Source organism: Streptomyces fuscigenes, assembly GCF_021556455.1.
GTDB lineage: Bacteria > Actinomycetota > Actinomycetes > Streptomycetales > Streptomycetaceae > Streptomyces > Streptomyces fuscigenes.
In genome coordinates, this window is sequence record NZ_JAKGCV010000146.1 from 1 (window position 1) to 12,266 (window position 12,266).

At 71.7% G+C, this 12,266-nt stretch carries 12 protein-coding genes; 9 read left to right on the plus strand and 3 right to left on the minus strand.

Annotated elements, in window-relative coordinates; translation table 11 throughout:
• Window positions 1-284: 284 nt before the first annotated feature.
• A complete protein-coding gene (locus L1885_RS14270; protein ID WP_235797468.1) occupies window positions 285-587 on the minus strand; it encodes a muconolactone Delta-isomerase family protein in 303 nt (100 codons plus the stop codon).
• 159 nt (window positions 588-746) lie between these two features.
• On the opposite strand from L1885_RS14270, the gene L1885_RS14275 reads away from it, so the two are divergent.
• Window positions 747-1,760 (plus strand): LysR family transcriptional regulator, encoded by a 1,014-nt coding sequence (locus L1885_RS14275; RefSeq protein ID WP_235797469.1) that lies wholly within the window; start codon window positions 747-749, stop codon window positions 1,758-1,760.
• A gap of 92 nt (window positions 1,761-1,852) precedes the next feature.
• Here the strand turns inward: L1885_RS14275 and L1885_RS14280 are convergent, their stop codons facing one another.
• Complete coding sequence (locus L1885_RS14280) at window positions 1,853-2,314, minus strand: pyridoxamine 5'-phosphate oxidase family protein (RefSeq protein ID WP_235797470.1); 462 nt, start codon at window positions 2,312-2,314, stop codon at window positions 1,853-1,855.
• Window positions 2,315-2,382: 68 nt separating this feature from the next.
• On the opposite strand from L1885_RS14280, the gene L1885_RS14285 reads away from it, so the two are divergent.
• On the plus strand, window positions 2,383-3,036 hold the full coding sequence (locus L1885_RS14285; RefSeq protein WP_235797471.1) for a class I SAM-dependent methyltransferase: 654 nt from the start codon (window positions 2,383-2,385) through the stop codon (window positions 3,034-3,036).
• Window positions 3,037-3,484: 448 nt separating this feature from the next.
• Here the strand turns inward: L1885_RS14285 and L1885_RS14290 are convergent, their stop codons facing one another.
• A complete protein-coding gene (locus L1885_RS14290) occupies window positions 3,485-4,330 on the minus strand; it encodes a C40 family peptidase (RefSeq protein WP_235797472.1) in 846 nt (281 codons plus the stop codon).
• A 1,108-nt stretch (window positions 4,331-5,438) separates the two neighbouring features.
• On the opposite strand from L1885_RS14290, the gene L1885_RS14295 reads away from it, so the two are divergent.
• From L1885_RS14295 to L1885_RS14325, 7 genes are all read left to right on the plus strand, one after another.
• Complete coding sequence (locus tag L1885_RS14295) at window positions 5,439-5,798, plus strand: NADH-quinone oxidoreductase subunit A (RefSeq protein WP_030904068.1); 360 nt, start codon at window positions 5,439-5,441, stop codon at window positions 5,796-5,798.
• Window positions 5,799-5,820: 22 nt separating this feature from the next.
• Window positions 5,821-6,375: a NuoB/complex I 20 kDa subunit family protein gene (locus L1885_RS14300; RefSeq protein ID WP_235797473.1), complete on the plus strand. Its 555-nt coding sequence runs from the start codon at window positions 5,821-5,823 to the stop codon at window positions 6,373-6,375.
• Window positions 6,372-7,202 (plus strand): NADH-quinone oxidoreductase subunit C, encoded by an 831-nt coding sequence (locus L1885_RS14305; protein ID WP_235797474.1) that lies wholly within the window; start codon window positions 6,372-6,374, stop codon window positions 7,200-7,202. Before L1885_RS14300 ends, L1885_RS14305 begins: the two co-directional genes overlap by 4 nt.
• Entirely contained in the window at window positions 7,202-8,536 is a 1,335-nt protein-coding gene (locus L1885_RS14310) for an NADH-quinone oxidoreductase subunit D (RefSeq protein WP_235797475.1), read from the plus strand. The genes L1885_RS14305 and L1885_RS14310 overlap by 1 nt, the downstream gene beginning before the upstream one ends.
• A 32-nt stretch (window positions 8,537-8,568) precedes the next feature.
• Window positions 8,569-9,393: an NADH-quinone oxidoreductase subunit NuoE gene (nuoE, locus tag L1885_RS14315; RefSeq protein WP_235797478.1), complete on the plus strand. Its 825-nt coding sequence runs from the start codon at window positions 8,569-8,571 to the stop codon at window positions 9,391-9,393.
• Entirely contained in the window at window positions 9,393-10,775 is a 1,383-nt protein-coding gene (gene nuoF / locus L1885_RS14320) for an NADH-quinone oxidoreductase subunit NuoF (RefSeq protein ID WP_235797476.1), read from the plus strand. The genes nuoE and nuoF overlap by 1 nt, the downstream gene beginning before the upstream one ends.
• On the plus strand, window positions 10,772-12,266 hold a 1,495-nt coding region (locus tag L1885_RS14325; RefSeq protein ID WP_235797477.1), incomplete at its 3' end, for an NADH-quinone oxidoreductase subunit G. The genes nuoF and L1885_RS14325, both read left to right, overlap by 4 nt.

The window sequence follows — 12,266 nt, forward strand, 5'->3', positions numbered from 1 at the left end:
CACCGCGGCGGACGTGAAGGGGCGGCCGAGCCCCAGGCGCCCGACGCGGGGACGGCCTGCCGCGACGACGGCCCGCGACGGTCGCCCGGCCGAGGCGGGTGGCGGCCGCACGAATGCCCGTCCGGTCCAGGGCGGGTCCGGGGCGGTCCCGGGAGGGGCAGGTCGAGTCGAAAAGGGCTCGGAGAACGGGGCCGCGCGGCACCCCGGCCCCCGCACCGCACGCCGGGTTCCAGCCCCGGAAGGAGCGCGGGACGGGTACCGCGGCCCGGCACCCGTGGCGGGCGTTACGCGGCGGGGCCGGCCTGACCCGGGTCGTTGGGGTGCGCCTCCAGCGGGGTGACCACCGGGGTCATCCACGGGCGCAGGGGCAGCGTGCCGAGAACGTTCTCGTGGAGGTCGGCCTCGTCCGCCGCGCGCCACAGACCGACGCTGCGCTTCGAGCCGACCGGACGCCACAACCGCACCAGATGCCCGCTCGCCGCCAGTTCATGCGCTCGTACGGCCTCCGCCGCTCGGCGCCGGTCGACCTCCGCGGGGTCCGTACCCTCGGGAACGGTGGTGGTCAGCTCGACCAGGAACTCCTTCATGCGGTTCCTCTCCTTCGGGCAGCAGGGACACGTCTCAGGGCGGGGCAGCCTCTGCTCCCCGATCTCCCGCTCCATGGTGAGGCCGGCCGTCCGGAGGCGCCACGACCGGCGTCCTTCCTCCTGAGAGGATCAGCCTCTCAGCGCACTACCATCGGCAGGGTGGAACTGCGCCAGCTGCGTTACTTCGTCGCGGTGGCCGAGGAGCTGCACTTCGGCCGGGCCGCACAGCGGCTCCTGATCGCCGGGCCCTCGCTCTCCCAGCAGATCAAGGCGCTCGAACGCGACCTCGGACTCCGCCTGTTCGACCGCGACCGGCGCTCCGTCCGCCTCACCGCCGCAGGCAGCTCCCTCCTTCCCTACGCCCACGACCTGCTGGAACGCGCCGACGACCTGCGACGCCGCGCGTCGGCGCTCGCCGGCGCCGAACCCGTCCGCATCGGCTACGTCAGCTGGCTGCCCCCGGACCTCGGCACGCGCATGTCCGGCATCGCACAGCTCCATGTGGACACCTGGGTCGTGCCCTCCCACGCCCAGGCCGCCCGCGTGGCCGAAGGGGCGCTCGATCTCGCCGTCTGCTGGGTGCGTGAGCAGGACCTGCGGCGGCATGGACTCTCGGCACGGCTGATCGGGGCGGACCGGCTGTTCGCCGTCGCGGTCCGCGAGCCGTCCGGCGTGCGCAACGCCGGAGCCCCTGGCGCCCGCCATGGAGAGGCCGCGGCCGCGGAGGGCCCTGGAACGGGTGAGCGAGGCAGCGAGGGGGAGGCGGTCGCGGCCCGGGACATCGCCGTCCTCATCGACGACGACACCGTGTCGTGGGCGTCGTGGAACACGTATGCCGAGGAGCTGGCTCGGGTGGCGGGCGCCCGTCGCGTACCGGTCGAGGCGGGCGGCACCACCGGTCCTGCGTTCTTCGACCACGTCCGCCGGACGGGCCGGCCCGTCCTCGCCGCGCCCAAGAGGCAGCAACCGCCGCTGCCGCCCGACCTGGTGCGGCGGCAGGTGGTCGAGCCCGCGCCGTACTGGACCTGGTCGCTGGTGTGGCGCGGCGACGAGGCCCGGCCCGGCGTCCTGGCCGCCGTGGACGCGCTGACCGCGGACATCGGCGACCAGGGTCTCGGCGCCCCTGACGTCTGGTTGCCCGAGGGCGACCCGTACGGGCCGGGTGATGACTGACCTGACCCGGGCCCGCCCGGGGCAGGCGGGCGGCTGACCGGCCCCCTGCCCCCGGACGAAGGGCTGGGAAGCGGCGGGAGGAGGCGGCCGCGTCAGTCCACCGTCCAGCGGCCGTCGGCGATCAGGTCGCGCCCCGGTATCTCGTTGGCCTCCCGCCAGGCCTGGAGCCTGCGCGGGCTGACGCGGAAGTACAGATAGGGGGCGGACTCCTCGCGCGGGTCGAAGCCCGTCTTCTCCGCGAACGCGTCGCCCTCCTCGCGCGACAACTCGGCCGGCCGCACGGCCTGGGCGGTGCCCTCGATCAGGACCACGTCCCGCGTCTCCCCCATGCCCAGGCGGACCGCGCCGCTCAAGGAGAGATTGCGGGCCGTGGGCGTGGACTCGGCCGTGGCCAGCAGCAGCGACGAACCGTTCCAGAGGAACGAGAGCGGGACCATGTAGGGGGCCCCGGTCTCCAGATCCGCCGTGGACACCCAGGCGTCGACGTCGTGTTCGAGGCGGTGCAGCGCGTCCTTCTTGCGCTGCTGGGCGCTGCGGGCGGTGAGTTGCGTCATGCGGGCCTCCTGGGATCGACTTCCGATCGTAAGACCCGGTTCGGACATCGATCGTGGTGGAGGTTGGCGTGGTTTCACTCTCACGGGGGAGCACGGGCCGCGCGCTTCACGACTACTGGAATCACAACGCCGAACACCATCCCCGGGTGCTGGACGCCGTTCCGGAGGGCTGCACGAGTGCGCTCGACGTCGGCTGCGGCGAGGGGCTGCTCGTGCGGAAGCTCGCACGGCGCGTCAGGACGGTCGTCGGAGTGGACCGCTCACCGGAAATGGTGCGACTGGCCCGGGAACGGGCGGCCGAGGCGCCGAACGCCCGCTTCGTGGCGGCCGACTTTGTGAAAGGCCGCGAGGAGAGGGCATCGGCGGCGGAGATCGGCCGGGGGTACGGGTTCGTCTGCGCGGTCACCGTCGTGCACCACGCCGGCTTCGCGGAGGCCGTCGAAGCGATGACCTCGCTCCTCGCGCCCGGCGGCCGGCTGGTGATCGTCGGGATCGCCGCGGACGGCACTCCGTTCGACCGGGCGCTCGGCTTGGCCGCCGTCGCCGCGAACCCCGTCTACCGGCGCCTGCACGGCGGCGAGGGCGGCATGGACGGCATGCCCGTGGCCCGGCCGACGATGTCCTGGCGCCAAGTGCGCGAGGAGTCGAAGCTCCTGCTGCCCGGCCGCCGTTACCGGCGCCACCTGCTCTGGCGTTACTCGCTGATGTGGGACAAGCCCTGACCGCGTACGCAGTGCGCGGTGCGTACGGCGTGCACGGCCCGTACGGCCGCCTCGAAGTCGTACTTCGCGGCGCGCAGTTTGTCCTCGATCGCCCCGGTACCGTCGGCGATCCTGCCGATGACGCCGTCCCAGCTGTCGTGGAACTCGTCGCTGCGTGGTCCAGCTCGACGCTGCCCGTGCTCTTCGGCCCGATGTCCTCCATCGCCGACAGTGCCGCACGGAAACGCCGAAGGTCCGCGCCCCGGGGAGGGACGCGGACCTTCGTGACGGGCGGAGAGGAGTGCTCCGCGCCGTGATGTGGCGATATGGCGCCCTCCGCCACGGGCGCGCCCGTGTGGCACGTGCGCACGACGCCGTCCGCCCGGAGGCTGCGCCCCTACGGACAGCGGGCCGCGCGCTCGTTCGGACGGAGGGCGCGCACCCGTTCAGGCGGAGGGCGCGCCCTCGCTCAGAGCACCCGCACCGCGCCCGTGGGCTGGTCGTAGCTGAGGTCGTGCTCGACCACGCCGCTGCTCGGGTTCTGCGCGCCGACGAACTTGCCGTCGCCCACGTAGATGGCCACGTGGTACGCGCTGCCCGCCGAGCCCCAGTAGAGGATGTCGCCGGGCTGGAGGTTGCCGAGGCCGACCTGGGTGCCCGCCGTGGACTGGTCCTGCGAGACGCGCGGCAGGTCGACGCCGACGGTGCGGTACGCGGCCTGCACCAGGCCGGAGCAGTCGAAGGCGTTGGGGCCGGTGGAGCCCATCACGTAGGCGTCGCCGATGTGGGCCTCGACGAACGAGACGATCGCGCCGGCCGAGCCGGTCGCGGACGACGAGGACGACGAGGTGGGCGTCGTGTTCGAGGAGGTGGAGGCCAGCTCGGTGCGGACGGAGGAGCGGGAGGCGCGGGCGGCCGCGGCGGCCTTGGCGCGCGCTGCCTCCTCGGCCTTCTTCTTCGCCTCGGCCGCGGCCTTGGCCTTGGCTTCGGCCTCCGCCTTGGACTTGGCCTTCTTCGCGGCGGTCGCCGCGTTCTTGACGGCCGTGTCTTCCTGGCTCTGGAGCTGCGCCCGCGTCTGGAGCGTCAGGGCGATCTGCTGGGTGGCCTGTGCGGACTGCGCGACCGTCGAGGACAGGTCCGCGGAGAGAGTCGGCATCTCGATGGTCTCGGTCACCGGCTCGGCGTGCGCCGTTCCGGCAGCACCGGCAACCGCGATGGTGCTGAGGACGCCGCCGGCAACTCCGGCGCGGAGCGCGGTCTTCGGCGCGTTCCGGCGGGGCTTCCGGTGGGTTCGTATGGGAGCGGTGTGGGGCATGGGGATAACCGGTATCCGGGCCGGATGGTTGACGTCAAGCAAGGTGGATTACGCCACAGTTACGTGCGGAACCTGTGAATCCGGTTCGCGAGGGGCCTTATTGACGCCGTAACGGACTAAACGGACGACGCGGATCATGGGTGTGATCTCTGTCTTTCAGCTAAACGCCCGAATTGCCCCTGACCTACCATCCCTTGGCCACATGGCCAAGCCAGCTTGTTCCCGCCCCGGGGGCCGCGTGGCACAGGTCACAGGAGTGTCACGTTCTGTGCGTCGGCTGTCGCTCTGCTGGCCACCCCGGTGGTGAAGGGGTAGGACGGGCGTACCCGAGGGGCGTGTCCATGACGGCCCGACGGGGCGGACGTGCGGGGCGGTCGTGCCCCTTCCGTCCGCGTGCGGCGGCGGCGAGAACATGTCCGCCCGCGGTGGCCGGTGCCCCCGCGGCGGCCGGGTTCCCCCGTCGGAGCTTCGAAACCCCACCCGTCGGCGACGGGACGGCGGCCCGCCGAGGGCCCGTCCGTTCGCCGGTGTTCGTGATCGCGGACACAAGCGGCCGGGGCCGGGCCCGACCGGGCCGGGTGCCCGTCCGCGAACGGACCCGCACAACGGGTGGGACGCCGGAGGCGGCCGGGCGGTTCCGGCGGCCTTCGCGCGCGGTGCCCGGTGGCCTTGGCCGTCCACGGTGCACGTGCCGTCCCCTCGTACGAGTGAGGGACGAAGAGGGGGAAGTCCCTTATCACCTGCTTGCGTTCCAGCGCCAATTTGCCTGTCGCGGATATCCACTGGTAATGGCGCGACCCTCCTGACCAGGGGTAACAGCCGCCTGCGTGACGGCAAGTGATCATCTGAGAACACCACGTATGAAGATCGGTCGAACTTCGCCGTCAAGATCCGTTGCCGGGTGGTGGAGATCACAAAGGCCGTCCAGTACCCCGTGTCGCAGATCACAGGCCGACGGGCATAAGATGCCCGTCAGTCGGGCTTGTGAACTGCCTCACATGCGAGCGATCTTCGGGGTTTTCCGAAACGTTCCGCGCGGTGGCGGCGCGCACGCCCGGTGCGGTCCATCGGTCAGACGGTCAAGGACGACTGGAAGGAGCTGGGGAGCGTGAATACCTACGCGCCCGTCCTCGTGCTCGGCGCCCTGGGGGCTGGGTTTGCGATCTTCTCCGTGGTCATGGCCACGCTCGTGGGCCCAAAACGGTACAACCGGGCGAAACTTGAAGCGTACGAGTGCGGCATCGAGCCCACTCCCACGCCGGCCGGCGGCGGTCGCTTCCCGATCAAGTACTACCTGACGGCGATGCTCTTCATCGTCTTCGACATCGAGATCGTCTTCCTCTACCCCTGGGCGGTCACCTTCGACTCGCTGGGGATCTTCGGGCTCGTGGAGATGCTCCTCTTCGTGCTCACCGTCTTCGTCGCGTACGCCTATGTCTGGCGCCGCGGCGGCCTGGAATGGGACTAGAGGCTCAGAGGGGCTGGGACCAATGGGACTCGAAGAGAAACTGCCGAGCGGTTTCCTCCTGTCGACCGTCGAGCAGGCCGCGGGCTGGGTGCGGAAGTCGTCCGTCTTCCCCGCCACGTTCGGCCTCGCCTGCTGCGCCATCGAGATGATGACGACGGGCGCGGGCCGCTACGACCTCGCGCGCTTCGGCATGGAGGTCTTCCGCGGATCGCCGCGCCAGGCCGACCTGATGATCGTCGCCGGCCGGGTGAGCCAGAAGATGGCGCCCGTCCTGCGGCAGGTCTACGACCAGATGCCGAACCCCAAGTGGGTCATCTCCATGGGCGTGTGCGCCTCGTCGGGCGGCATGTTCAACAACTACGCCGTCGTGCAGGGCGTCGACCACGTCGTACCGGTCGACATCTACCTGCCGGGCTGCCCGCCGCGCCCCGAGATGCTGATGGACGCGATCCTCAAGCTCCACCACAAGATCCAGACCTCGAAGCTCGGGGTCGACGCGCGCGAGGCGGCCCGCGAGGCGGAGGAGGCGGCGCTCAAGGCGCTGCCCACGATCGAGATGAAGGGACTCCTCCGATGAGTGGCGAGGAGCCGCCCGGCGGCACCAACGGCACGAACGGGAACGGCAACGGCGCGAACGGCAACGGCGCGAACGGCAACGGCGCGAACGGCCACAACGGCAACGGCCACAACGGCGTCCCCGCCGCCCGCGGGGCGGCGAGCGACGTCATCGGCGTCCGCAGGGGGATGTTCGGCGCGAACAACGGCGGCGACACCTCCGGCTACGGCGGCCTCGTCCGCACGGTCGCCCTGCCGGGCCCCGCCTCCCGCCCCTACGGCGGCCCGCGCACCGGGCCCGGCACCGAGGGCGTGTTCGACGAGATCGCCGACGAGCTCGAAGGCGCCCTGGAGGAGCAGGACCTGCTCCCGGAGAACGCGATCGAGAAGACGGTCGTCGACCGCGGCGAACTCACCTTCCACATCGCCCGCGAGCACCTGCCGCGCGTCGCCCGCACCCTGCGCGACGACCCCGCGCTCCGCTTCGAGCTGTGCACGGGCGTCTCCGGTGTCCACTACCCCGAGGACAAGGGCCGCGAGCTGCACGCGGTCTACCACCTGCGCTCGATCACGCACGGCCGGCTGCTCCGGCTCGAGGTGTCGGCGCCCGACGCGGACCCGCACGTCCCGTCCCTGGTCGACGTCTATCCGACGAACGACTGGCACGAGCGCGAGACCTACGACTTCTTCGGGCTGATCTTCGACGGACACCCGGCCCTGACGCGGATCATGATGCCGGACGACTGGCAGGGCTTCCCGCAGCGCAAGGACTACCCCCTCGGCGGCATCGCCGTCGAATACAAGGGCGCCCAGATCCCGGCTCCGGACCAGCGGAGGTCGTACACCTGATGTCCACCTCACAAGCGCATGCCACCGCGAGCGCGCGCGAGACCACCGAGGGCACCGTCTACACGGTCACCGGCGGCGACTGGGACGAGGTCGTCGAGTCCGCCGCGCGCGCCGACGACGAGCGCATCGTCGTCAACATGGGCCCCCAGCACCCGTCCACGCACGGCGTGCTGCGGCTGATCCTGGAGATCGACGGCGAGACCGTCACCGAGGCCCGCTGCGGCATCGGCTACCTGCACACGGGCATCGAGAAGAACCTCGAGTACCGCACGTGGACGCAGGGGACGACCTTCGTCACGCGCATGGACTACCTGACGTCCTTCTTCAACGAGACGGCCTACTGCCTCGGCGTGGAGAAACTCCTCGGGATCACGGACGACATCCCCGAGCGCGCCACCGTCATGCGCGTCCTGCTCATGGAGCTCAACCGGCTCTCCTCGCACCTGGTGGCGCTCGCCACCGGCGGCATGGAACTCGGCGCCACGACCATAATGATCTACGGGTTCCGGGACCGCGAGCTGATCCTCGACGCGTACGAGCTGATCACCGGGCTGCGCATGAACCACGCGTTCATCCGGCCGGGCGGCCTCGCCCAGGACCTGCCGCCCGGCGCGGTGGACCACCTGCGCGAGCTGGTCGGCAAGCTCCGCAAGAACCTCCCGGAGTACGACAAGCTCGCCACCGGCAACCCGATCTTCAAGGCCCGCATGCGGGACGTCGGCTACCTCGACCTCACCGGCTGCATGGCCCTCGGCGCGACGGGCCCGATCCTGCGCTCCACCGGCCTGCCGCACGACCTGCGCAAGAGCGACCCGTACTGCGGCTACGAGACGTACGACTTCACCGTCCCGACCACCGAGAGCTGCGACGCGTACGGCCGCTTCCTGATCCGTCTGGAGGAGATGCGCCAGTCGCTGGGCATCGTCGAGCAGTGCCTGGACCGCCTCGCGCCCGGGCCGGTCATGGTCGCCGACAAGAAGATCGCCTGGCCCGCGCAGCTCGCGCTCGGACCCGACGGCCTCGGCAACTCGCTCGACCACATCAAGAAGATCATGGGCACGTCGATGGAGGCCCTCATCCACCACTTCAAGCTGGTGACCGAGGGCTTCCGCGTCCCACCGGGCCAGGCGTACGCGGCCGTCGAGTCGCCGAAGGGCGAACTCGGCGCGCACGTCGTCTCCGACGGCGGCACGCGCCCCTTCCGGGTCCACTTCCGGGACCCGTCGTTCACCAACCTGCAGGCCATGGCGGCGATGTGCGAGGGCGGCCAGGTCGCCGACGTCATCGTCGCCGTCGCGTCCATCGACCCCGTGATGGGAGGCGTCGACCGGTGACGACCACACCGTCAAGCCCCGTCCCGCTGGGCATGCCCCAGCCCCCGGCCCCGCAGTACCCGGCCGAGGTGCGCCGGCGGCTGGAGGCGGACGCGCGGGAGATCATCGCCCGCTACCCGGGCTCCCGTTCGGCGCTGCTGCCGCTGCTGCACCTGGTGCAGGCGGAGGAGGGGCACGTGACCCGCACGGGCATGGCCTTCTGCGCCGAACTGCTGGAGCTGACCACCGCCGAGGTCACGGCCGTCGCGACCTTCTACACGATGTACCGGCGCAAGCCGTCCGGCGACTACCAGGTCGGCGTCTGCACCAACACGCTCTGCGCGGTGATGGGCGGCGACGCCATCTTCGACGAACTGAAGGCGCACCTCGGCGTCGGCAACGACGAGACCACCGCGGACGGCAAGGTCACGCTGGAGCACATCGAGTGCAACGCGGCCTGCGACTACGCGCCCGTGGTGATGGTCAACTGGGAGTTCTTCGACAACCAGACCCCCGAGACGGCCAAGCGCCTCGTCGACGACCTGCGCGCCGGCCGCCCCGTCGAGCCGACGCGGGGCGCGCCGCTGTGCACGTACCAGGAGACGTCGAGGATCCTCGCCGGGTTCCCCGACAGCCGGGAGGGAGCGGTCGCGGCGAGCGGCGGCGCGGGCCACGCCTCGCTGACCGGGCTGCGGCTCGCGAAGGGCGAGGCGCCGGGCCGGATCGTACGGCCGCGCGACGGCGCGCACCGCGAGGAGCCGCCCCAGCCGGGCTCCCAGCACCTGAGCTCCCACGACGCGCCGCAGTCGACCTCCGCCTCCGACCCGGCCCACCCGGCCGGCCCGGAGACGGGCCCGACCGACAAGGAGGGGGAGTGATGACGATGACGACCGAGCTCGGTGACGACAACGACAACGGCACCAGCCCAGGGGGCATCCTGGCGCCCGTCCTGTCCGCCTTCTGGGACCAGCCGGAGTCGTGGACGCTCGACACGTACCTGCGCCACGACGGCTACGAGGGCCTCAAGAAGGCGCTCGCGATGGAGCCGGACGACCTCATCGCGTACGTGAAGGAGTCGGGGCTGCGCGGACGCGGCGGCGCCGGCTTCCCGACCGGCATGAAGTGGCAGTTCATCCCGCAGGGCGACGGCAAGCCGCACTACCTCGTCGTCAACGCCGACGAGTCCGAGCCGGGCACGTGCAAGGACATCCCGCTGCTGTTCGCGAACCCGCACGCGCTGATCGAGGGCATCGTCATCGCCTGCTACGCGATCCGCGCCTCGCACGCGTTCATCTACCTGCGCGGCGAGACCGTGCCGGTGCTGCGGCGGCTGCACGAGGCCGTCCGCGAGGCGTACGACGCGGGCTACCTCGGTGCGAACGTCCTCGGCAGCGGCCTCGACCTGGAGGTCGTCGTCCACGCCGGCGCCGGCGCGTACATCTGCGGCGAGGAGACCGCGCTGCTCGACTCGCTGGAGGGCCGGCGCGGCCAGCCGCGGCTGCGGCCGCCGTTCCCCGCGGTCGCGGGCCTGTACGCGTGCCCGACGGTGGTCAACAACGTCGAGTCGATCGCGTCGGTGCCCTCCATCCTCCAGCGCGGCAAGGAGTGGTTCCGCTCGATGGGCAGCGAGAAGTCCCCCGGCTTCACGCTCTACTCCCTCAGCGGCCACGTCACCAACCCGGGCCAGTACGAGGGCCCCCTCGGCATCACACTGCGGCAGCTGCTCGACATGAGCGGCGGCATCCGCGCCGGGCACCGGCTGAAGTTCTGGACGCCCGGCGGCTCCTCCACCCCGCTGCTGACCGACGAGCACCTCGACGTGCCGCTCGACTACGAGGGCGTCGGCGCGGCCGGCTCGATGCTCGGCACGAAGGCGCTGCAGTGCTTCGACGAGACGACCTGCGTGGTACGGGCCGTGACGCGGTGGACCGAGTTCTACGCGCACGAGTCCTGCGGCAAGTGCACGCCGTGCCGGGAGGGGACGTACTGGCTGGTCCAGCTGCTCCGCGACATCGAGGCCGGAAAGGGCGGCATGGCCGACCTCGACAAGCTCGCCGACATCGCGGACAACATCAACGGCAAGTCGTTCTGCGCCCTCGGTGACGGCGCGGCCTCGCCGATCTTCTCGTCGCTGAAGTACTTCCGCGCGGAGTACGAGCAGCACATCACGGACAAGGGCTGCCCCTTCGATCCCGCGCGGTCCACCGCGTGGGCCGACGAGCCGTCCGGAACCACCGGAAACCTGGAGGTGAACGCATGACAGTGACAGCCGATGCTCCCTCCTCGGGTGGGTCCGGCGAGGCGGCCGTGCCGCCGGAGGACCTGGTCTCGCTGACCATCGACGGCATCCCGATCTCCGTCCCCAAGGGGACGCTCGTGATCCGGGCCGCCGAGATGCTCGGCATCGAGATCCCCCGGTTCTGCGACCATCCGCTGCTCGACCCGGCGGGCGCCTGCCGGCAGTGCATCGTGGAGGTCGAGGGGCAGCGCAAGCCCATGGCGTCCTGCACGATCACCTGCACGGACGGGATGGTCGTCAAGTCGCAGCTGACGTCCGAGGTGGCGGAGAAGGCGCAGCGCGGCGTGATGGAGCTGCTCCTGATCAACCACCCGCTGGACTGCCCGGTCTGCGACAAGGGCGGCGAGTGCCCCCTGCAGAACCAGGCCATGCAGGTCGGCGACCCGGACACCCGCTTCGAGGGCCACAAGCGCACGTACGCCAAGCCGGTGCCGATCTCGTCGCAGGTGCTGCTCGACCGCGAGCGGTGCGTGCTGTGCGCGCGGTGCACGCGCTTCTCCGAGCAGATCGCGGGCGACCCGATGATCGACCTGATCGAGCGCGGCGCGCTCCAGCAGGTCGGCACGGGCGAGGGCGACCCGTTCGAGTCGTACTTCTCCGGCAACACCATCCAGATCTGCCCGGTCGGCGCGCTGACGTCGGCCGCGTACCGCTTCCGCTCCCGCCCCTTCGACCTGGTGTCCTCGCCGAGCGTGTGCGAGCACTGCGCGGGCGGCTGCGCCACGCGCACGGACCACCGGCGCGGCAAGGTCATGCGCCGCCTCGCGGGCAACGACCCCGAGGTCAACGAGGAATGGCTGTGCGACAAGGGCCGCTTCGCGTTCCGCTACGCGCAGGCGAAGGACCGGCTCACCACCCCGCTCGTGCGCAGCGAGGCGGGCGTGCTCGAACCGGCGAGCTGGCCGGAGGCCCTCGACGCGGCGGCCCGGGGCCTCGAAGCCGCGCGCGGCCGGGCCGGCGTGCTCACCGGTGGCCGGCTGACCGTCGAGGACACCTACGCGTACGCCAAGTTCGCGCGCGTCGCGCTCGGCACGAACGACGTGGACTTCCGGGCGCGCGCGCACAGCGCCGAGGAGGCGGACTTCCTCGCCTGGCACGTCGCCGGGCGGGCCGCGGGCGTCACGTACCGCTCGCTGGAGGCGGCGCCCGCGGTGCTGCTGGTCGGCATCGAGGCGGAGGAGGAGGCGCCCGGCGTCTTCCTGCGGCTGCGCAAGGCATGGCGCGGGCACGGCCAGCGGACGTACGCCGTGGCGCCGTTCGCGACCCGCGGCCTGACGAAGGCGGGCGGCACGCTGCTGCCCGCGGCGCCCGGCACCGAGACGGAGTGGCTGGACGCGCTCGCCTCGGGCACCGGCGTCGAGGGCGACGCGGCGGCCGCGTCCGCGGCGCTCCACGAGGACGGTGCCGTCATCGTGGTGGGCGAGCGGCTCGCCGCCGTGCCCGGCGGGCTGA